General features: G+C 66.8%; 18 protein-coding genes and 1 pseudogene. 12 read left to right on the top strand and 7 right to left on the bottom strand.

What is annotated here, in order from left to right; genetic code table 11:
- Positions 1-12: 12 nt before the first annotated feature.
- Positions 13-1,956 carry a long-chain fatty acid--CoA ligase gene (locus tag A9976_RS04890; protein ID WP_183018050.1) on the top strand — a complete coding sequence of 648 codons (1,944 nt, stop codon included), beginning with the start codon at positions 13-15 and terminating at the stop codon, positions 1,954-1,956.
- A gap of 140 nt (positions 1,957-2,096) precedes the next feature.
- Here A9976_RS04890 and A9976_RS04885 read toward each other — a convergent pair whose 3' ends face one another.
- The 4 genes from A9976_RS04885 to A9976_RS04870 all read right to left on the bottom strand — a co-directional run bounded on the left by A9976_RS04885 (position 2,097) and on the right by A9976_RS04870 (position 5,424).
- Positions 2,097-3,698 carry a methyl-accepting chemotaxis protein gene (locus A9976_RS04885; RefSeq protein ID WP_183018049.1) on the bottom strand — a complete coding sequence of 534 codons (1,602 nt, stop codon included), beginning with the start codon at positions 3,696-3,698 and terminating at the stop codon, positions 2,097-2,099.
- A gap of 280 nt (positions 3,699-3,978) precedes the next feature.
- On the bottom strand, positions 3,979-4,323 hold the full coding sequence (locus A9976_RS04880; protein ID WP_183018048.1) for a FlxA-like family protein: 345 nt from the start codon (positions 4,321-4,323) through the stop codon (positions 3,979-3,981).
- A gap of 63 nt (positions 4,324-4,386) precedes the next feature.
- A complete protein-coding gene (locus A9976_RS04875; RefSeq protein WP_183018047.1) occupies positions 4,387-4,683 on the bottom strand; it encodes an AzlD family protein in 297 nt (98 codons plus the stop codon).
- Positions 4,684-4,686: 3 nt separating this feature from the next.
- Positions 4,687-5,424: an AzlC family ABC transporter permease gene (locus A9976_RS04870; RefSeq protein ID WP_183018046.1), complete on the bottom strand. Its 738-nt coding sequence runs from the start codon at positions 5,422-5,424 to the stop codon at positions 4,687-4,689.
- A 309-nt stretch (positions 5,425-5,733) separates the two neighbouring features.
- On the opposite strand from A9976_RS04870, the gene A9976_RS04865 reads away from it, so the two are divergent.
- Together A9976_RS04865 and A9976_RS04860 are read left to right on the top strand one after the other, a co-directional pair.
- A complete protein-coding gene (locus A9976_RS04865; RefSeq protein WP_183018045.1) occupies positions 5,734-6,039 on the top strand; it encodes a DUF4148 domain-containing protein in 306 nt (101 codons plus the stop codon).
- A gap of 68 nt (positions 6,040-6,107) precedes the next feature.
- A complete protein-coding gene (locus A9976_RS04860; RefSeq protein WP_183018044.1) occupies positions 6,108-6,578 on the top strand; it encodes a macro domain-containing protein in 471 nt (156 codons plus the stop codon).
- 301 nt (positions 6,579-6,879) lie between these two features.
- Here the strand turns inward: A9976_RS04860 and A9976_RS04855 are convergent.
- Positions 6,880-6,996: pseudogene (locus A9976_RS04855) on the bottom strand (IS5/IS1182 family transposase); the annotation flags it as partial.
- A 271-nt stretch (positions 6,997-7,267) separates the two neighbouring features.
- On the opposite strand from A9976_RS04855, the gene A9976_RS04850 reads away from it, so the two are divergent.
- The 8 genes from A9976_RS04850 (at position 7,268) to A9976_RS04815 (ending at position 18,336) form a co-directional block, all read left to right on the top strand.
- The gene (locus tag A9976_RS04850; protein WP_043791990.1) at positions 7,268-7,804 is read left to right on the top strand and encodes a MarR family winged helix-turn-helix transcriptional regulator; all 537 of its coding nucleotides are present in this window, start codon (positions 7,268-7,270) and stop codon (positions 7,802-7,804) included.
- Between the two features lie 76 nt (positions 7,805-7,880).
- Positions 7,881-9,356: an efflux transporter outer membrane subunit gene (locus A9976_RS04845; RefSeq protein ID WP_183018043.1), complete on the top strand. Its 1,476-nt coding sequence runs from the start codon at positions 7,881-7,883 to the stop codon at positions 9,354-9,356.
- A gap of 132 nt (positions 9,357-9,488) precedes the next feature.
- The gene (locus A9976_RS04840; RefSeq protein WP_013802447.1) at positions 9,489-10,850 is read left to right on the top strand and encodes an efflux RND transporter periplasmic adaptor subunit; all 1,362 of its coding nucleotides are present in this window, start codon (positions 9,489-9,491) and stop codon (positions 10,848-10,850) included.
- 45 nt (positions 10,851-10,895) lie between these two features.
- Positions 10,896-12,530, top strand: a complete 1,635-nt coding sequence (locus tag A9976_RS04835) for a DHA2 family efflux MFS transporter permease subunit (protein WP_269670919.1) — start codon at positions 10,896-10,898, stop codon at positions 12,528-12,530.
- Between the two features lie 168 nt (positions 12,531-12,698).
- Positions 12,699-13,790 carry an MBL fold metallo-hydrolase gene (locus A9976_RS04830; RefSeq protein ID WP_183018042.1) on the top strand — a complete coding sequence of 364 codons (1,092 nt, stop codon included), beginning with the start codon at positions 12,699-12,701 and terminating at the stop codon, positions 13,788-13,790.
- Positions 13,791-13,872: 82 nt separating this feature from the next.
- A complete protein-coding gene (locus A9976_RS04825; RefSeq protein WP_183018041.1) occupies positions 13,873-14,283 on the top strand; it encodes a polyhydroxyalkanoate granule-associated phasin in 411 nt (136 codons plus the stop codon).
- A gap of 275 nt (positions 14,284-14,558) precedes the next feature.
- Complete coding sequence (cycA, locus tag A9976_RS04820) at positions 14,559-16,007, top strand: D-serine/D-alanine/glycine transporter (RefSeq protein WP_183018040.1); 1,449 nt, start codon at positions 14,559-14,561, stop codon at positions 16,005-16,007.
- Between the two features lie 331 nt (positions 16,008-16,338).
- Positions 16,339-18,336 carry a TonB-dependent receptor domain-containing protein gene (locus tag A9976_RS04815; protein WP_183018039.1) on the top strand — a complete coding sequence of 666 codons (1,998 nt, stop codon included), beginning with the start codon at positions 16,339-16,341 and terminating at the stop codon, positions 18,334-18,336.
- 345 nt (positions 18,337-18,681) lie between these two features.
- On the opposite strand, the gene A9976_RS04810 is transcribed toward A9976_RS04815, so the two are convergent.
- On the bottom strand, positions 18,682-19,131 hold the full coding sequence (locus tag A9976_RS04810) for a helix-turn-helix domain-containing protein (RefSeq protein WP_183018038.1): 450 nt from the start codon (positions 19,129-19,131) through the stop codon (positions 18,682-18,684).
- A 76-nt stretch (positions 19,132-19,207) separates the two neighbouring features.
- Between A9976_RS04810 and A9976_RS04805 the strand changes: the two genes are divergently transcribed.
- Positions 19,208-20,419 carry an MFS transporter gene (locus A9976_RS04805; RefSeq protein ID WP_183018037.1) on the top strand — a complete coding sequence of 404 codons (1,212 nt, stop codon included), beginning with the start codon at positions 19,208-19,210 and terminating at the stop codon, positions 20,417-20,419.
- On the opposite strand, the gene A9976_RS04800 is transcribed toward A9976_RS04805, so the two are convergent.
- A complete protein-coding gene (locus tag A9976_RS04800) occupies positions 20,416-21,183 on the bottom strand; it encodes a helix-turn-helix domain-containing protein (protein ID WP_183018036.1) in 768 nt (255 codons plus the stop codon). The two genes, A9976_RS04805 and A9976_RS04800, sit on opposite strands and share 4 nt — an antisense overlap.
- Between the last annotated feature and the right edge of the window lie 116 nt (positions 21,184-21,299).

Here is a 21,299-nt window from a genome sequence, read left to right as displayed (position 1 = left end):
CACCCTCCTCGCATGAGCATCCAAGACCCAGCCCGCGCCCCTTCCCTGGCCATGAGCCTGCCAGCCGATGCCACCATGGCCACGGCCTCGACCCTGGTGGAAATGCTGGCCCTGCGCGTGCAGCAGACGCCTGCAGGCGAGGCCTACCGGGCCTATGACGAGGATGTGCGCAGCTGGAAGACGCTGAACTGGGCACAGGCCGGCGAGCGTGTGGCCCTCTGGGCGCAGGCGCTGGCCGCGCAGGAGCTGCCGGCAGGCTCGCGCATCGCCATCTTGCTGCCCAACGGGCTGGACGCCATGTCCATCGACCTGGCCAGCCTGCGCTGCGGCCATGTGCCCGTGCCGCTGCACGCCATAGACAACGCGGGCAGCATTGCCTACATCCTGGCCAACGCCCAGGTGTCCATGCTGTTCGTGGCACAGCAATCCACTTGGGACAAGATCTGCGCCACGGGCCAGGCCCTGCCTGCGCTGCGCAAGGTGGTCGTGGCGTCGGCCAAGCCGGCTTCCCGGGCCGCAGAGCCTGAAACCGAAGGCGATGCCGCCGTCCTGGATGCCCTGAGCCGGATCCCCGTGCAGCCACTGGCCCGATGGCTGGCTGAAGGCGGCGCAGTCCCCCTGCCCCCGCCCCCGTCTGCCGAGGACCTGGCCGCCGTCGTCTACACCTCGGGCACAACGGGCAAGCCCAAGGGCGTGATGCTCACGCACCGCAACGTGGTCTCCAACGTGCAGGCGGTGATGCAACGGCTGCAGCCGCGCAGCGATGATGTTTTCCTCTCCTTCCTGCCGCTGTCGCACACCTTCGAGCGCACAGCTGGCTACTACCTGGCGCTGGCCGTGGGCGCCTGCGTGGCCTATGCGCGCTCGGTGGCCCAGCTGGCCGAGGATCTCAAGACCCAGCGCCCCACGGTGCTGGTGTCCGTGCCACGCATCTACGAGCGCGTGCACGCCAAGGTCATGGAGACGCTGGCCAGTGCACCGCTCAAGGCCCAACTGTTCGAACTGGCCCAGGCCAGGGGCTGGCAGCGCTTTTGTGAAGCACAAGGCATTGCCGATGCGCAAGCGCCCCAGCCCGAAGTGCCGGGCTGGATGCAATGGCTGCCCTGGCCGGTGCTCAACCACCTGGTGGCCAAGCCGCTGCTGGCCCAGTTCGGTGGCCGCGTGCGCGTGGCCGTCAGCGGCGGCGCGCCGCTGTCACCCACGATTGCGCGCTGTTTTCTGGGCCTGGGCCTTCCGCTGATCCAGGGCTATGGAATGACGGAAACCTCGCCCGTGGTCTGTGCCAACACGCTGGAGGACAACCACCCCGCCACCGTGGGCCGCGCCCTGCCCGGCGTGGACGTGCGCATTGGCGAGAACCGGGAGCTGCAGGTGCGCGGCCCCTGCGTGATGCGCGGCTATTGGGAGCGCCCCGAAGACACGGCCAAGACCTTCACCGACGACGGCTGGCTGCGCACGGGCGACCAGGCCGTGATCGAGGACGGGCGCGTGCGCATACAGGGCCGCATCAAGGAAATCATCGTCACCTCCACCGGCGAGAAGATTCCGCCGGCCGACCTGGAATTGGCCATTGCTGGCGATCCGTTCTTCACCCAGGTCTTTGTGGTGGGCGAAGACCGCCCTTTCATCGCCGCCGTGGCCGTGATCGAACGCGGCGAATGGCAGGCCATGGCCCGGCGCCTGGGCCTGGATCCCGAAGACCCCAAGAGCCTGAACCACTCCGCCGCCGAACGCGAGGCACTGGCCCGCATCGAAAAGCAGGTGGCCAGCTTTGCCCGCTATGCCGTGCCACGCGCCGTGCATCTGGAGCTGGAGCCCTGGACCATAGAAAACGGGCTGATGACGCCTACGTTGAAGCTCAAGCGGAACAACCTGATGGCGCGGTTCGAGTCGCAGATCGCCGCCATGTACACCAAGCCTGCCGAGCGCTGGCAAGGCCGCAACAGCGCGGGTTGACCCCCCTGTTCCTGACAAGCAGCCGCCGCTCGAAACGGCGGTTTTTTCTATTCTTGAAATGAATTCAATTTATGTAAGTTACATTGAATTGATCAAAAAGGAAGGAAGAGCGCTCTGCGCACGCTCTTCCCGGGTCTGCTTCAAGCGGCTGCCAATGTCAGGCCGGGGCTCGGCATGCCGTTCTCCTTCACCGAGCTGATCTGGAACGTGGCCACCGCCTGTGCCAGCACCCGCGCCTGCCGTTCCAGGCTGGCCGCGGCGGCAGCCGACTCTTCCACCAGGGCGGCATTCTGCTGCGTGACCTGGTCCATCTGGGAGACGGCCTGGCTGATCTGCCCCAGGCCGCCGCTTTGCTCCACGCTGGAGGCAGAGATGGCCTCGATCAGCGACGCCACCTCGCGCACCTGGGCTTCAATGGCATCCATGGCCTTGCCGGCCTCCCGGACCTGGTTGCCGCCTGTTCTCACCTTGTCGGTGGATGCCGTGATCAATGCCTTGATTTCCCGCGCCGCTGCGGCGCTGCGCTGGGCCAGGGAGCGCACTTCCCCGGCCACCACGGCAAAGCCCCTGCCCTGCTCGCCTGCCCGCGCGGCCTCCACCGCTGCATTGAGCGCCAGGATATTGGTCTGGAAGGCGATGGAGTCGATCACGCCCGTGATCTCGGCAATCTTTGCGCTGCTGGCAGAGATTTCGTCCATGGTGCCGATGACCCTGGCGACCGCGCCGCCGCCCACACCGGCCACCTCCTTGGCACGCACGGCCAGGGCACTGGCCTGCCGCGCGTTCTCGGAACTCTGGCCCACGTTGCCGGCCAGTTGCTCCATGGACGCCGCCGTTTCCTGCAGGCTGGAGGCCTGGTGCTCGGTGCGGCTGCTCAAATCCTGGTTGCCGGCAGCAATCTGGCTGGACGCCGTGGTCACCGACTCCACCCCGCGCCGCACATCGCCAACGATGTTTGCCAGCGACTCGCGCATGGCGCTCATGGAGCGCAGCAGATCGCCGACCTCATCACGCCCTGCGGCCTGGATCTCGGAAGCCAGGTCGCCCTGCTCGATGTGCCGGGCCACTTCCACCGCAGACTTCAAGGGAAGGGTGATGGAGCGCGTGACCGCATAGCCCAGCGCCACGGCCAGGATGACAGCGGCCGCCACAAAGCCGTAGATCAGCATCTGCGACTGCCCAAGGACCTGCCTGGAGTCTGCAAATACATCCTCGGACGCCTTGAGCTGCAGCTCGACCAGCTCGCCGATCTTGGCGCTGATGGGGTCGATGCTGGCATACAGCGCACCGTCGAACTCATCCAGGCTGCCGGCCTTCTTGCCGTCCAGCTGCTTGAGGCGCTGCAGCAGTTTGTCGATGCTCTGGTTGGCAGGCGCGAACAGTGCCTGGGCCTGCTTGGCCAGCACGGCCTCCTGCGCTGTGAGCTGGGTGGACGAGTAGCTGCGCCAGGCGGCCTCGATCACGGGCAGCGTGCCCGAGATGCTGGCCGATGCCTCCTGCGCCGTGATCAGGCCCGCATTCGCCTTGTTGACCGTGTCTATGACGTTGACGGCATAGGCATCCGCAATCTGCTTGAGCTGCTTGAGTGGAACCACACGGTCCTGATACAGGGTCTCCGTGCCCGAGAACACATGGCCCAGCGCCCTTGCGCCAACGCCCCCCACGGCCATCAGGCAGACCAGCAGGACAAGAAAGACGGCAGTAAGCCGGGTACCGATACGCACATCGCTGAGTTTTTTCATCGCAGAACCTCTGGCCCAGTGCTGCCGTCGGTATAGGCCATCGCTATCGCATCCAGGCAGTCACATTAGTAGCCTTATCGGTAGCGGCGGCCGGTTACTTGAGAGACAAAACTCAATAAGTCCCGGGAGATGTGTAAAGACACCCGCCACAGTGCGGATGCCCAGCCTCTGCCCTCAGCCCCGTTGCCAAGCCGACCCATCCAAAGCGCAGCAAATCAATACATGTAAGTTACATCAAGATCATCAAAAAAATGGCCCGTGAAGCACGCGCCATTTCCATTCAGACGTAGACGTTGACCACGCCACCCGGTCCGGGCGCCTTGTTGCTCTTCGGCTGGGACTGCGACTTGGCTTCGGCCGCCTGCTGCTGCTCTCGCTGCTTGTCGATCTGGGCCTGCTGCCTGGCGCGCATCAGCGCCTCGATCTGGCTTTGCACCATCATGATCTGCGACTGCAGCAGCTTGGCCTTCGTCTGCTTGGCCTTGGCGTCGATGTTCTCGGAAGACACTTCCTTGAGCGCCTGCTGCAGTTCCTTGAGCTTGCGCTGCAACGCAGCGATGTCATTGCCGCCGGACGATGAAGCGGCTCCCGAGGCGGAAGCCGATGTGGAGGATGAGACTTGCATGCCCCGTACATCGACCACTGGCGCGCGAACTGAAGGCCCCAAAATACCCCGCCCCGCCCGCAGTCACCCCAGCCAATGCCGCAGCGCTGCCGCCGATCCAATGCCGATCAGCACCGTGGGAAGGATGGGCAGCCGGCTCGCCGCCACCATCGTCACCCCCAGGGCCAGCAGATCCGCAGGACGCTCGGACACAAACGCCGGGGCAATCACCGAGATCAGCACGCAGCCCGGCAGGCTTTCCATCACGTACTGCATGCGCGGGCTCAGCGTGCGCCCGCGCAGCAGCAGGTAGCCGATCACCCGCGTGAAATAAGTGCTGCACGCCATGAGCACCAGCGTCAGCAAGGTTGTGGCTTCCATCGCTCAGCTCCTGGGTGCCAGCAAGGCCGCGCAGATCAGGCCCGAAACGGCGCCGGCCGCCACATACCAGGCGCCAGGCACCAGCTTGTAGACCAGGGCCGCCGTCACAAGGCTCACCAGCCAGGGGCGGCAGGGCCGAATCCCCTTCCACATGCCACGCAGCAGCACCAGAAACACGGCGGTGAACGCCATGTCGAACCCATACTGCTCCAGGTCGCCAATGCGCGGTCCCAGAAACGCACCGGCCGCCGTGCACGACACCCAGGCCATGTACAGGCCTGCCGACACGCCCATGTAGTAAGGCAGGCTCACACGCCGGGCGGCACTGCGCTGCGCGTCCGCCAGGGCCAGTGCCCAGCTTTCGTCGCACATGAAGAACAGTGCCGGCAGCGCACGGCGCCTGGGCAGATGGCGCAGATAGGGCGCCAGCGCCGCGCCCATCAGGATGTGCCGGCAATTGACCAGGAAAGACATTGCGACGATCAGCAGCACATGCGGCGGCGACGTCCACAGCCGTATGGCCGTGAACTCCGAGCCGCCGCCGAAGTTCATGCCGGTCATCAGAGGAACCTCCAGCGGAGCCAGCCCTTTCTGCACGGCCTGCGCACCCAGCACCAGGGCAAAGGGCACAAAGCCCAGCATCACGGGAATCGCGTCCCTGAAGCCGCGCAGGGCCTCGGAACTGCGGGAGACGGAATCTGCCGAAACGGCAGCGGGGGAAAGTGGGATGGATGAGTTCATGGAGAGCGGCGATTGTCTGCCTGTGCAGCTGGAATTTGCTGCCGATTCATCCCTTCACCAGCCATTTCACGGCTGTTCATGCCGATCTGTGAGAGAAACCCAGAACAATCTGCCGCACACATGCCGCTCAACCCATTTCCATGGCTGGCGGCGCTCCGCAGATGGCCGCGCTTGCACCCCAGGCATTTCACGAAAGCCGACAGCCATTGGCTCCCGCCATGCTGCAGTGCGTCGCAAACGGCTGTGCCGGCCAGGGCGGCGGCGGGACCATGAAGCCCTCATCACTTCGCTTCACCTGAAAGGTTCCCCATGCGCACTTCCCGCTTCATCGCCCTGACTGCCCTCAGCCTGGGCCTGGCCGGCACCGCCCTCGCCCAGGACGCCGCGCCCTCCTCCACCGCTGCCCCCACCGACCTCAGCCGCGCCCAGGTGCTGGCCGACCTGGAAATGTGGCACCGCGCCGGACTCACCTATGTCTCGGACCGCGAGATCGACGTCCGCTCCACCGAATACCAGCGCGGCCTGGAGCGCTACCAGCAACTGCGCGCCAGCCCTGCCTACCCTGAGGCCGTGGCAAGGCTGGAGAAGGGGCATGCGGTGGCTCAAGACAAGTGAGCGTTGGGGTGACGCGAGGCGCGAGATACTGTGCAATTTCCGCACCTACGGGCATAGCCCCTCACCCCATGAACATCCGCATAGTCAAAGGCGACCTTCTGGACCAGGACGTTGAAGTCATCGTCAACTCATGGAATAGAAACATCATTCCCTGGTGGCTGTTGATCCCCCAAGGCGTGTCCGGCGCAATCAAGCGCAAGGGTGGACTGCAGCCATTCCTGGAAGTTGCGCGGGCCGGCCCCATTCCTCTGGGCGATGCCGTCCTGACATCTGCCGGCAGACTACCCTTCAAAGGCATCATCCATGTGGCGGGTATCAACCTTCTTTGGAGGGCGTCACAACTCTCCATTGAGAAGTCCACACAGTCGGCCCTTCAACTCGTCAACGATCACGGCTTCAAATCCGTAGCCTTTCCCCTCATCGGTTGCGGATCTGGAGGCTTCAATGAAGACACCGCCATCCGCATCATGGAGAACACCATTGCCCAAGTCGAAACGAAGGCAGCGGTTGTGCTGGTCGTTTTTGGCAAGGCACGATAGTTGTTGTAACGGTCAAAGCTCGTACGCAGGTCGAACTTCACCGCCTGCGCATAGCTGGGGCCGCTCACCGTCCGGCCGTAGCCACGGTCGCCCGGGGAGGGACGCACATCCCCGAACCCCGAGATCAACCACTGCCAGGCCACCTGCCCCTGCTGGTTGGTCAGGTGCTGTCGCGTGTTCAAGTAGTCGGTGTGACTGGCATATAGGCTGGCTTACCAACAGCAAGTCTTCATTGATAGTTTTGAACGGCGCTGTTGCATAACCCGATCTGAGGTCGAGCTTCCCCTTGCCCCAGACGGAATTAAGCCACGCGCAGGGTTCGGGGCGCGCCCAGGCTGGTGAACCTGTTGAGGATGGAGGCTCGCACCTGCAGTTCCATGACCTGCCGGTCGAAGTCGCGCGCCATCACCCGCTCCCCCGGTCGTTCGTCGTGCGGTACTTCGCCCGTGCAGGCCCGCTCATGGCCCAAGCCTACCAAGAACCCGGGGGGCACCACTGTCTCGGCCGACTTATGCAACAACGCCAAGGAGAACACTCCTTGCAAGCTCGTCCAAAGCAATCAAGAGTTCCGGCGACCTTGAAAACCCTTGTCCTGACCATGCTACCTGTATGCCACGCATCCAACCCATGTTTCTGCAATAATTGCCTCGACAATCATTGCGTAGTCAACTATTTCACCCGCAGACACCATGACCCAGCCACCCCTGCCCAACGGCCTGCAGCCCTCGGACTTCTACAGCCCAGGCAGCTACACGCCCTTCGAGAGCGTGGGGTTCCTCATGCGCAAGGTGCTCAGCTCCATCCTCCAGCAGGCCGATGCGCAACTGGCCGAGCATGAGTTGACCTATGTGCAGTGGCTGCCGCTGTACAAGCTGCTGCTGTGCAGCGACGCCACGAATGCCGGCATGGCGCGTGACCTGGGGCTGGATCCGGCCTCCATCACGCGGGCGCTGGACCGGCTCGAATCCAAGGGCATGCTGCGGCGCGAGCGCTCGACGGTGGACCGGCGCGTGGTCAAGCTGGTGCTGACCGATGAAGGCCGCGCCATGGCGGCCAAGGTGCCGCAGGTGCTGTCCAGCGTGATGAATGCCCATATGGCCGGCTTCAGCCATGACGAGTCGCGCCAGCTGCTGGACATGTTGCGCCGCCTGCTGGCCAACGGCGATGCGATGCGCGCGCCGGAAGCTGCGCCGCCGGCCCCTGCGCCTGCCACGCCCGTCGGCTGACAGCGCCAGCCCCCTTTTCCGCCCCGGTTTCCGATTTCCTATTTCCTGATTCTTGACCCCCAACAGGCAGACCACCATGCCCAAATCCTTTGTTTCCGTGTCCGCCGCGCCCCGCCGCGTGGCCGCCGCAGCGGCTACCCTGTGCGCCGCGCTGGCCCTGGCCGGTTGTGCTTCCCAGGGCCCGGCCCATGAGCCGCTGGCCCGGCTGGGCGCCGCCGACCTGGGTCTGACGGCCCAGTCCGAGACAGGCGCCAACACCAGCCTGCCCGCCGCCGATTGGTGGAAGTCCCTGGGCGATGCCCAGCTGGACTCGCTGATCGCCCAGGCGCTGCAGGGCAGCCCCAGCCTGGCCATGAGCCGCGCCCGCTTCGACAAGGCTGCCGCCCTGGCCACGGCCACCAGCACGGCCACCGATGTGCGCGGCACGCTCGGCGTCGATGCCACGCGCCAGCACTACAGCGCCAACGGCCTGGTGCCCGCACCCATTGCAGGCCATACCTACAACACCGGCAACCTGCAGGCCGGCCTGAGCTGGACACCGGATTTCTTTGGCCGCCATGCCGCCGACCTGCAGGCTGCCCTGGGCCAGGCCCGTGCCGCCCAGGCCGACAGCGCCGCCGCCGCCAACCAGCTCGCCGCCCAGGTGGCGCGCAGCTATGTGGCGCTGGCTCGCCTGATTGCCCAAAAGGATGTGGCTGGCCGCACGCTGACCCAGCGCCAGTCGCTGCTGGACCTGAGCCAGCAGCGCACGCGCGCCGGGCTGGACAGCCAGGTGGAGCTGACCCAGGCCCAGGCCGGCCTGCCCGATGCCGGCACCCAGATCGAGATGCTGGACGAGCAGATCACGCTGGCGCGCCGCACCATCGCCGTGCTCTGCGGGCAGGCGCCCGAGGCGCAGCTGCAGCTGTCGCCCCGTCTGGCCGCGCTGCAGATCCAGGCCATGCCCGGCCAGTTGGGTGCCGATCTGCTGGGCCGCCGCCCCGATGTGGTGGCCGCGCGCTGGCGCGTGGAGTCCGCAACGCAGGGCATAGAGAGCGCGCGGGCGGATTTCTACCCCGATATCAATCTCACGGCCTTCATCGGCCTCAATGCCATCGGCCTGGACAACCTGTTCAAGGGCAGCTCGCGCCAGATGGGCATCACGCCCGCGCTGCGCCTGCCCCTGTTCGACGGCAAGCGCCTGCGCGCCCAGTTGCGCGGCACGCAGGCCGACCTGGACACCGCCATCGCCCAGTACAACGGCGTGGTGCTCGATGCGGTCAAGGAAGCGGGCGACGCCATCACTTCCGTGCAATCGCTGGTGCGCCAACAGCAGCTGCAGGCCGAGTCGCTGGAGAAGGCCGAACGCGCCTACGACTTTGCCGTGCAGCGCTACAAGGCGGGCCTGGCCAGCCAGGTGACGGTGCTGAACACCGAAACCCAGGTGATCACCCAGCGCCGCCTGGACGTGGACCTGCGCGCCCGCGCGCTGGACACACGCGTGTCGCTGATGAAGGCGCTGGGCGGCGGCTGGACCGATGGCACGGCCGCCGTGCAGGTCAGCCAGCACTGAGATCGCAACCCGCACAGGAATCCACCGCACTCTTGACCCTCCACCGGGCAGGCCGCCAGCCAGCGTGACAGACCGCCAGCTCCCTGCCCCGGCCGCACAACCACATTCACAGATAACAAAGCGCCGTACACCATGACCGACACCAACAAGCAAGCACCCAGCCCTGCCGCCGCACCGGCCGCAGCCTCGCCCGTGGCCAATCCGCAGGGCCGCCGCAAGGGCCTGACCCTCATCGCCGCCGCCGTTGCGGTGGCCGCCGTCGCCTGGGGCGGCTGGCACTGGATGGTGGCCCGCAACTACCAGACCACGGACAACGCCTATGTGGCGGGCAACGTGGTGCAGATCACGCCGCAGATCGGCGGCACGGTGATCAGCATCGGCGCCGACGACACCGACTACGTCAAGCCCGGCCAGCTGCTGGTGCAGCTGGACTCGGCCGATGCCCTGGTCGCCCTGTCCCAGGCCGAGTCGCAACTGGCCCAGACCGTGCGCCAGGTTCGCACCCTGTACGCCAACAATGCGCCCCTGGTCGCCCAGGTGGCCCAGCGCGAGGCCGACCTGGCCCGGCTGCAGGCCGACGCCGCCCGCGCCCGCGAGGACGTGGACCGCCGCCGCCCGCTGCTGGCCACGGGCGCCGTGGGCAAGGAAGAGTTCGACCACGCCCAGTCCCTGGCCCGCACGGCAGGCAATGCCGCCTCTGCAGCAGAAGCCGCCGTGCGCGCCGCCAAGGCGCAGCTGACGGCTGCCGAAGCCCAGACCAAGGGCAGCAGCGCCGAAGAGCACCCCAGCGTGATCGCCGCATCGGCCAAGGTGCGCGAGGCCTATCTGGCACTGCAGCGCACGCGCCTGGTCTCGCCCGTGGAAGGCTATGTGGCCAAGCGCGGCGTGCAACTGGGCCAGCGCGTGGCCTCGGGCGCGCCGCTGATGACGGTGGTGGGCCTGCACAACCTCTGGGTGGATGCCAACTTCAAGGAAAGCCAGCTGGCCCAGCTGCGCATAGGCCAGAAGACCGAGCTGACGGCCGATGTGTACGGCGACAAGATCAGCTACCACGGCACCGTGGTGGGCATGGGCGCAGGCACGGGAGCGGCCTTCTCGCTGCTGCCCGCGCAGAACGCCACCGGCAACTGGATCAAGGTGGTGCAGCGCGTGCCCGTACGCATTGCCCTGTCGCCGGAAGACCTGGCCCAGCACCCGCTGCGCGTGGGCCTGTCGATGGAGGCCAAGGTGGACGTGCGCGACCAGCAGGGTGAAGTGCTGGCAACCGCCACGCGCAATGCCCCCGTGGCCCAGACCTCCATCTACGACATGGCGTTGCCGCAGGCGGAGGAGCGCATCGCCCACATCGTGGCAGGCCAGAACGTGGCGCCGCTCAAGCAGTTGCCCGAGCTGCCGCCCGTTGCCATGGCCGATGCGCAAGACAGGGCACAGGGCAAGGCGCCAGCCGCAGTGGCCTCCGCGCCGGTTGATGCGCAGGCCACGCAGTCCAAGTAAGCAGGCATCGCTTCCCCGCCTTCCCAGAACCTACGCGGACTGCCTATGACTTCCTCTACCACCGCCGTGCCGGAGCCGGCGCAGCCGGGTGGCCCGACCGTGCCGCCTGCCGCGCCACCCTCGGCACCGGCTGCCATGCCGGCACGGCCCGCCCCGCTCAAGGGCGCCCAGCTGGCCCTGGGCACGCTGGCCCTGTCGCTGGCCACCTTCATGAACGTGCTGGACTCGTCCATTGCCAACGTCGCCATCCCGGCGATCTCGGGCGATGTGGGCGTCAGCCCCAGCCAGGGCACCTGGGTGATCACCAGCTTTGGCGTGGCCAACGCCATCTCGGTGCCGCTCACGGGCTGGCTCACCCAGCGCTTCGGCGCCGTGCGCCTGTTCACCATGAGCGTGCTGCTGTTCGTGCTGACCTCCTGGCTGTGCGGCTTTGCCTCGTCGCTGGAGATGCTGGTGCTGTTCCGCGTGCTCCAGGGGCTGGTCGCCGGACCCATGATCCCTCTGTCGCAGACGCTGCTGCTGTCCAGCTATCCGCCGGCCAAGGCCGGGGTGGCCCTGGCGCTGTGGGGAATGACCACCCTGGTGGCGCCCGTGGTCGGCCCGCTGCTGGGGGGCTGGATCACGGACAACATCTCCTGGCCCTGGATCTTCTACATCAACGTGCCCGTGGGCCTGCTGTCGGCCCTGATGACCTGGAGCATCTACCGCAGCCGCGAGACCCCCACGCGCAAGCTGCCCATCGACTCCGTGGGCCTGGCCCTGCTGGTGCTGTGGGTGGGCGCGCTGCAGCTGATGCTGGACAAGGGCAAGGAGCTGGACTGGTTCGCCTCGGGCGAGATCATCACGCTGTGCGTGCTGGCCATCGTGAGCTTCGTGGTCTTCCTGGTCTGGGAGCTGACGGATGCGCACCCGGTGGTGGACCTGCGCCTGTTCATGCGCCGCAATTTCGCGGCAGGCTCGGTGGCGCTGTCGATTGCCTACGGCCTGTTCTTCGGCAACGTGGTGCTGCTGCCGCTGTGGCTGCAGCAGTGGATGGGCTACACCTCCACCACGGCCGGCATGGCGCTGGCGCCGGTGGGCATCTTCGCCATCATCCTGACGCCGCTGGTGGGCCGCAAGGTCACGCAGTGGGACCCGCGCAAGATGGCCACGGGCGCCTTCGTCGTGTTCGCCCTGGTGCTGTGGATGCGCTCGCGCTTCACGGTGGAGACGGACTTCATGCACATCCTGGTGCCCACGCTGATCCAGGGCGGGGCCATGGCGTTCTTCTTCATCCCGCTGACGACGATCACGCTGTCGGGCATCTCGCCGGACCGTATCCCGGCCGCCGCCGGCCTGAGCAACTTCGTGCGCATCACGGCGGGTGCCATGGGCACCTCCATCGCCACCACGCTCTGGGAAAACCGCGCCGCGCTGCACCACGCCCATCTGACCGAAGGGCTGGTCCAGGGCCAGGGCGTGTTCGGCGTCACCCTGCAGGGGCTGCAGGCCGCAGGTCTGAGCCAGGCGCAGGCGCTGGCCCAGATCAACCGCCTCATCGACCAGCAGGCCTATACGCGGGCGGCGGACGACATCTTCCTGGCGTCGTCCGTGCTGTTCCTGGTGCTGATCGTGCTGATCTGGATGACGCGGCGCCCTGCGGGCCATGCCGGTGGTGCCGAGGCGGCCGGCGCCCATTGAGGCCCAGCTTGCGGCCATCACGACAAGGAGCTGCCTGCAGGGGCAGCTCCTTTTTTGTTTACATGACGACACGCAAGGCGCCTTGAATGGGGCCGCCAAGACCACCATCTCGACAGGGCTGCGCCACCGGTTCCATGATGGCGGCGGCCTGAACACCGACGGAGCACCGTGAAAACACCCCGCATCTTCCGCGCCCCGATTGCCGACTACGCCCAATCACCCCAGTCGGCGGGCGGGCGCTTTCGCAACGTCCATCCCCGCCCCGCCAACGCGCCCCAGCCCGACGCCAAGGTGATGTGGGACTTCTTCTTCAACAAGCCCAAGGACACCGAGCCTGCGGCGCCCCTGCCCGTGCAACGGCTCACCCCGGCCGACCTGGCCGCCGCGCCCGAGCGCAGCCTTTACCGCCTGGGCCACTCCACGCTGCTGATGAAACTGCGCGGCGGCTGGTGGATCACCGACCCGGTGTTTGCCGAGCGCGCCTCACCCTTTTCCTTCATCGGCCCCAAGCGCTTTCATGCGCCGCCCATCGCCCTGCATGAACTGCCCGCGCTGCGCGGGGTGGTGCTCTCGCACGACCACTACGACCATCTGGACCGTGCCACCATCCGCGCCCTTGCGCCCCGGGTCGACTTCTTCCTGTGCACGCTGGGTGTGGGCGACCGGCTCATGGCCTGGGGCGTGGCCCCCGAGAAGGTGCGCCAGTTCGACTGGTGGCAGGACGTGCAGGTGGACGGCCTGCGCTTCACGGCCACGCCGGCCCAGCATTTCTCGGGCCGGGGCCTGCGCGACGGCAACCGCACGCTGTGGGCTTCCTGGGTCATCGAGGACCTGGCAAGCGCCGACACGCTGCGTGTCTTCTTCAGCGGCGACGGCGGCTACTTCGACGGCTTTGCGGAAATCGGCCGGCGCTTCGGCCCCTTCGACCTCACGCTGATGGAAACCGGCGCCTACGACCCGCACTGGCCGTATGTGCACATGCACCCGGCCCAGACCGTGCAGGCCCACCGCGACCTGGGCGGATGCTGGCTGCTGCCCATTCACAACGGCACCTTCAGCTTGGCCATGCATGCCTGGTGGGACCCATTCGAGCGGGTGCTGGCCCTGGGTGCCGAGCACGGCATTGCCGTGGCCACCCCCATGATGGGCGAGCGCGTGGACCTGGCCGCCCCCCATGCAGGCGAGCGTTGGTGGCGCGCCCTGGTGCCCCATGCCGTGCAGGACGCAGCCGCATCAGCGCCACAGGCGCAGCCGCGATAAATCCGTTTTTGCTGCATTGCGTCATCGGCCTACGCGGGCCGGCATCCATCTGGATAAAGTGGATCCAGCTTCAGGAGTGCACATGGCAAATCGCAAAAATCCCCGGGCCGCCCTGGTCGCCCGCCAGGCCACCGACCTGGCCGTCGCAGCGCCCCAGGTCGTGGCCCATCGCCTCACCCGCATGGCCATGGCAGGCGCCAATCCCTCCGCGCGGGACCGGCGTGAATTCACACGCATGGTGTCCGAGAAACAGACAGCCTTCCAGCAATCCTGGGCGGCGATGGGCATGCAGTCCATGGTCGCCAGCCAGGCCCTGATGCAGGCCTGGATGCGCATGTGCTGGACCCCCTGGAGCACCTCCACCTGGAACGGCGGTGCCCTGGCATCGCAGGCTTCGCAATGGCAAAACGCCATGTGGGGCGTGGTGGGCAAGGGCCTGGCCCCCGTGCACCGCACGGCGGTGGCCAATGCCAGGCGCCTGGCGCGTGGCTGAGCACGGCCTGAGCACGGCTGAGCACGGCCAAGTGCGACTGATCGCTGCTCAACGCGGCTGATCCACCCATATCAAGCCCGCTCCATTCACCGGAGCGCGGCCACGCGGCAGGGCCGATGCGGGGGCGAGGTTCGGGTATCCTCGCGACCTTCGTTCCGTTTTGCTGCGCTGCCGCATTTCCAGGCATGGACTCCATGCAGAGACTGAAAACACGGCCGCGGCAGGCGGATTCCTCCTTTCTGCCATCGCTTTGCCAGTCTTCCCGGAGTTCTCTGATGACACACAAGGCCCCGCCAGCCGGCCAGGGCCTGCACGGTCAAGACGACCTGCAGCGCAATCTCACCAACCGCCATATCCAGCTCATCGCCATCGGCGGGGCCATAGGCACGGGCCTGTTCATGGGCTCGGGCAAGACCATCAGCCTGGCCGGCCCGTCCATCATCTTTGTCTACACCATCATCGGCGTGATGTTGTTCTTCGTAATGCGGGCCATGGGCGAGCTGCTGCTGTCCAACCTGCAGTACCGCTCCTTCATCGACTTCTCGTCCGACCTGCTCGGCCCCTGGGCCGGCTTCTTCACGGGCTGGACCTACTGGTTCTGCTGGATCGTCACGGGCATTGCCGATGTGATTGCCATATCGGCCTACTCCCAGTTCTGGTTCCCGGACCTGCCGCAGTGGGCACCAGCCATCGCCTGCGTGGGCCTGCTGCTGGGCCTGAACCTGCTGACGGTGAAGCTGTTCGGCGAGATCGAGTTCTGGTTCGCCATGATCAAGATCGTGGCCATCGTGGCCCTGGTGGGCACGGGGCTGTACATGGTGGGTGCCGCCTTCGTCTCGCCTGCGGGGCGTGCGGCCAGCCTGTCCAACCTCTGGAATGACGGCGGCATGTTCCCCAACGGAATGATGGGTTTCTTCGCGGGCTTCCAGATCGCGGTGTTCGCCTTCGTGGGCATCGAGCTGGTGGGCACCACGGCGGCCGAGGCCAAGGACCCCGAGCGCACGCTGCCGCGCGCCATCAACTCCATTCCCGTGCGCATCATCGTGTTCTACGTGCTGGCCCTGATCGCCATCATGGCCGTCACGCCCTGGCGCGATGTGGTGCCGGGCAAGAGCCCGTTCGTGGAGCTGTTCGTGCTGGCGGGCCTGCCGGCGGCCGCGGGCGTGATCAATTTCGTGGTGCTGACTTCGGCCGCCTCGTCGGCCAACAGCGGTGTGTTCTCCACCAGCCGCATGCTCTACGGCCTGGCGATCAAGGGCGATGCACCCAAGGCCTTCCACCGGCTGTCGCGCAGCAGCGTGCCCTCGCGCGGGCTGCTGTTTTCATGCACCTGCCTGCTGGCCGGCGCGTTTCTGATGTGGGTGGTGCCCGATCTGGTGGAGGCCTTCACGCTGGTGACCACGGTATCGGCCATCCTGTTCATGTTCGTGTGGTCGCTGATCCTGCTGTCCTATATCGCCTACCGGCGCCAGCGCGCGGCCCTGCATGAGGCTTCGCGCTACAAGATGCCCGGCGGCGTGGCCATGTGCTGGGCCTGCCTGGTGTTCTTTGCCGCCATCCTGGGCCTGCTCACCCTGCAGGCCGACACGCGCCAGGCGCTGGTGGTGACGCCGGCCTGGTTTGCCCTGCTGGCCATCGCCTACCAGTTCGTGCGCCGCCAGGCATCGCGCCAGTCGGCGGAGCGCTCCACCGCCCTTGCGGGCACGGCAGCCGAACCGCGCTGACCCTCTCCCGGCCGCCCCCCTGCGCATGGGGGCGGCCATTGCAGGGTGCCTTTGGCGCCCGCGCTCCCTCTGCGCCCCCATCAGCGACTCCTCCAGCGCCTCCGCTGCCCCTCTTGATGCGCACCAAACTTGTGCACAGCATCTTTGGCCTGTCCAGCAGTTAGATAACGAGTGAACAAAAAAACAACTGTCTTTACGCCAACAAAAAGATGTGGATACAAATCGTTATCATTCGCACCTTGATTTTTAACCAAACCGGAACTTTACAAAGATGGTCAGAATCTCGGTGCTCCGCCCGCTTCCTCTTTGCGCCGCCCTGGCATGCACAGCCATGGCCCATGCCCAGTCAGCCGACAACAAGGCCGACACGTCCCTGTCCACCGTGGTGGTGACCGCCTCGGGCACAGCCGTGGACATCAAGGAAGCGCCGGCCAGCATCAGCGTGATCACCCGCGAGGACATCGAGCGCAAGCCCGTCACCAGCATCGGCGAGCTGCTGTCCACCATTCCCGGCGTGACCGGCGGCCTGTCCGGCACGGGCGCCCAGTCCAAGATCAAGCTGCGCGGCCTGCCCGAGAAGTACACGCTGATCCTGGTGGACGGCAAGCGCCAGGGCAACTCGGCCGGCATCAACTACCGCGACGATCTGGGCTCGCAGGATCTGGACTGGATCTCGCCCGAGATGATCGAGCGCATCGAGGTGGTGCGCGGCCCCATGTCCTCGCTGTACGGCTCGGACGCCATGGGCGGCGTGATCAACATCATCACGCGCAAGATCGGCAAGCGCTGGAGCGGCTCGACGACGCTGAACTACAGCAAGCCCTCCGACGGCGACCGCGGCGACACGCGCCAGCTGGGCTTCAACATCAGCGGTCCGCTGTCCGACAAGTTCGGCCTGCGCCTGGGCGGCAACTACACGGACCGCGCAGCCGACGAGAGCACGGGCGGCTTCCCGGGCACCTACCAATCGACGGCCGGCTCGCGCAAGCAAAACCTCAACGCCCTGCTCAACTGGCAGCTCACACCCGACCAGGTGATCGGCATCGAGGCCGCGCAAGGCATCCAGCGCGCCACGGGATCCGACGCGCGCACGGCGTCGGGCGACCAGGTGGTCTATCCCTGGGGCCTGAGCAAGCTGGAGCAGACCAAGTTCGGCCTCAGCCATGACGGCCGCTGGGGCGACCTGACCTCCAAGCTCAACCTCGTGCACAACAAGTACGAGGACAAGGGCGACACCATCGGCAACAACTCCAAGGAAACCACGCTGGACGGCCGCATCGACAAGCCGTTGAAGCTGTGGGGCCTGGACCAGGCCATGACGCTGGGCATGCAGTGGCGCCGCGAGTCGCTGGACAACCGCGACACCATCGGCCTGGCGCCCATCGACTACGCGGGGCGCCCGGTCTCGGGCTCGGGCCTGAGCGCCACCACCTGGGCACTGTTCGGCGAGGACCAGATCTTCCTGCGAGAGAACCTGGCGCTGACGCTGGGCCTGCGCATGGACCACCACCAGAAATACGGCAACAACTGGAGCCCGCGCGCCTACCTGGTCTACCACCCGGCCTCGGAGTGGACGGTGCGCGGCGGCGTCTCGCGCGGCTTCCGTGCGCCCAACCTGAAGGAAAACTCGGCCAGCGCCGCCACGCAATCCGGGGGCAACGGCTGCCGCAGCCTGGCCGGCATGGGCTGGACCAACACCAGCGTCAACGCCGACGGCACGCGCGGCTGCTACATGGCCGGCAACCCCGACCTGCAGCCCGAGACCAGCACCAACTTCGAGCTGGGCACCAGCTGGGACCGCAATGGCTGGGCGCTGGGTGCCACCTACTTCCACACCAACTTCAAGAACAAGATCGACTACCAGCCGCTGGGCTTCTACAACGGCTTCTGGTGGACCCGCATGGCCAACGCCCAGCGTGCCCGCACGCGCGGCCTGGAAGGCTTCGTGAATGTTCCCCTGGCCAAGGGCCTGACCTGGAACACCAACATCACCAAGATGTTCGAATCCAAGAACCTGAGCACGGGCGCCTCGCTGCTGGCCGTGCCCGAGCTGTCCATCTACTCGTCGCTGCAGTGGCAGATCCGCCAGGGCTGGTCCGCCATGTTCAGCGCCCGCCACGTGGGCAAGGAAGTCGTGACCACGGGCACGGCCACCACCTTCGCCAAGGCCTATACGACCTTTGACGTGTCCATGAACTACAACGTGACCGACACCCTGACCCTGCGCGCCGGCATCATCAACCTCGCCGACAAGGAAACCCGCACCATCGGCGCCAACTACGACAACGGCGGCCGTACCTACTTCGTAGGGATGACGGCGCGGTTCTGATGGCCCGTTACCGGCCCTTGCGCTGACCCAGACAAAGCGCCCGTCGTGACGGGCGCTTTTTTCATCGCCGGGCCGCCCCAAGATGAAAAGCGGCCCCCTTGGGGGGCAGCGGACCTTGCGCAGCAAGGGGAGCGTGGGGGCCATTTCTCATCGCCGGGCCGCCCCAAGATGAGAAGCTCCCCCCTCGGGGGGCAGCGGACCTTGCGCAGCAAGGGGAGCGTGGGGGCCATTTCTCATCGCCGGGCCGCCCCAAGATGAGAAGCTCCCCCCTCGGGGGGCAGCGGACCTTGCGCTGCAAGGGGAGCGTGGGGGCCAGTTTTCATGGCGAGGAAGCTCGGACATCCATCAACCGATTTTCCGAACCACGGTCTGGCCCGGCAGCAAGGCCCGGCCATCCCCACCGCACGGCAGCATGGGGGCAACGGGCTGGCCGGTCTGGCGGTCCAGCAGCAGCGAATGCGCCTCGCCCGGCGCGAACAGATGGCCTTCGCCCCATTGCCGCAAGGCCACGATCACCGGGAACAGCTCAAGGCCCTGGGCCGTGAGCACGTATTCCAGGTAGGCCGAGCCTTCGGCGGCGGGGCGGGTTTCGAGGATGCCGGCCTCCACCAGCCGGCGCAGCCGGTCGGCCAGGATATTGCGGGCCGCGCCCAGGCTGCGCTGGAAATCGCCAAAGCGGCTGATGCCGTCAAAGGCATCGCGAACGATGAGCAGCGACCAGCGGTCGCCGATCACATCCAGGGAGCGGGCCACCGGACAGGGCTGCGGTGTGTCAGGGCGGATGTCTTCTTTCATGCCGTCATTGTGGTTGCATTTAAAAACTGGTTCAACTAGCATCAAACCAGTTTTGTTTTGCAACTGGATTCATCCCATGAACGCCTTCCCTGCCCCGGACACGGTCCGCATGCCGCGCAGCCTGGTGCTGCTGTTCGCCGCTGCCAGCGGCCTGAGCGTGGCCAATGTCTATTACGCCCAGCCGCTGCTGGAGGCGCTGGCGGCCGACTTCGGCATCAGCCATGCAGCCGTGGGCGGCGTGGTCACCGCCACGCAGGCCGGCTGCGCGCTGGCGCTGCTGCTGCTGGTACCGCTGGGCGACCGGCTGGAGCGGCGGCGGCTCATGCTTTTGCAGTTGCTGGGCCTGGTGCTGGCCCTGGCGGCAGTCGGCACCGCGCGTTCGGCCGTTCTGCTGCTGGCGGGCATGCTGGCCGTGGGCCTGCTGGGCACGGCCATGACGCAGGGGCTGATCGCCTATGCGGCCAGCGCCAGCCAGGCGCATGAGCGCGGGCGCGTGGTGGGCGCAGCCCAGGGCGGGGTTTTCATCGGCCTGCTTTTGGCGCGCGTGTTTGCCGGCGCCGTGGGTGACCTGGCTGGCTGGCGTGGCGTCTATGCCTGCTCGGCCCTGCTGATGCTGGCCCTGGCCTGGCCCCTGTGGCGGCAACTTCCCCGGCTGGCGATGCCCTTGCATGCACCCAGCTACACGCAGCTGCTCGCCTCCATGCTCCAGCTGCTGCGCCAGGACCGCATGCTGCGCACACGCGGCATGCTGGCCCTGCTGATGTTTGCCACCTTCAACATCTTCTGGAGCGCCCTGGTCCTGCCGCTGAGCGCACCGCCCTACAGCCTGTCGCTCACGGCCATCGGCGCCTTTGGCCTGGCCGGCGTGGTCGGCGCACTGGCAGCAGCCCGTGCCGGGCACTGGGCCGACCAGGGTTTCGCGCAGCGCACCAGCCTGGGCGCGCTGGTGATCCTGCTGCTGGCCTGGGCGCCGATTGCACTGCTGGAGCAATCGCTGTGGGCGCTGGTCGCCGGCATCGTGCTGCTGGACCTGGGCGGCCAGGCCCTGCATGTGACCAACCAGAGCCTGATCTTTCGCAGCAACCCGCAGGCCCACAGCCGGCTGGTGGGTCTGTACATGCTGTTCTATGCCGTGGGCAGCGGGCTGGGGGCGCTGATTGCCACCAATGCCTACGCGCGGTTTGGCTGGCAAGGGGTCTGCGTTGCGGGGGCGGCGTTCAGCCTGACGGCCCTGGTGTTCTGGGCCATGACACGGGAAACGGCTGCCCAGGCCAGCGTTCCCGCCTAGACCCGGCTCACCAGCTCCGAAGGCACCCGCCCCAGCGCCTTGCGGAACATGGTGGAAAACGCGCTGGGGCTGTCATAGCCCAGGTCCAGCGCCACCTGCGTGACCGAGGCGCCCGCAGACAGCCGCGACACCGCCGCCAGCAGGCAGGCCTGCTGGCGCCAGGCGCCAAAGGCCATGCCTGTGTGCTGCTGGAAAAACCTGCTGAAGGTGCGCAGGCTCTTGTTCAGCGCCTGTGCCCAATCCTGGGGCGTGGCGCGGATGCTGGGCTGGGCCAGGAACTGCTTGCACAGGGCGGCCAGTTTTTCATCGCGGGGAATGGGCGCGAACAGCGGCAGGCTGCGGGCCGAGGCCAGCTCGTGCAGCACCAGCGTGACCAGGGCGCCGTCGCGGCCTGCTTCGTCGTACAGCGCCGGCAGGTCGGCGCAGGACAGCAGCAACTGGTGCAGCAGCGGGGTGACGACCAGGGCCTCGCAATGCACACCCGGGCGGGGCGCGGCAGCCGGTTCGATGTACAGGCTGCGCGTGCTCACGCCCTGCATGCGCACGCTGTGCGGCTTGCCGGCCGGAATCCATACGCCGCTGTAGGGCGGGATGGTCCAGGCGCCGTCGTCGGTGGCCACCTCCATCAGCCCGCTCATGCCATAGAGAAACTGCGCGCGCCGGTGGCTGTGCGTGGGCAGCAAGGTGCCGGGCGTGTAGTCGGTGCCGATGGCCAGCACATCGCGCGCCACGGCGTCCACGGAATGCAGCGGGATGTTGAGCATGGGAAGGTCCGGAAAACAGCCGACAGGCTTTGGCGGGAATTCGAGGATTATTGACCCATCCGCGAAAGCAGGCCAAACCGCGGCATCCTAAGGTTCAGTCCTTGCTCGTTTTTTCC

The sequence above is a fragment of the Delftia sp. UME58 genome (assembly GCF_014170385.1).
In the GTDB taxonomy this organism is placed as follows: domain Bacteria; phylum Pseudomonadota; class Gammaproteobacteria; order Burkholderiales; family Burkholderiaceae_C; genus Comamonas; species Comamonas acidovorans.
Note: the sequence above shows the minus strand (reverse complement) of the source record. Positions and strands in the feature narration are given on the sequence as shown.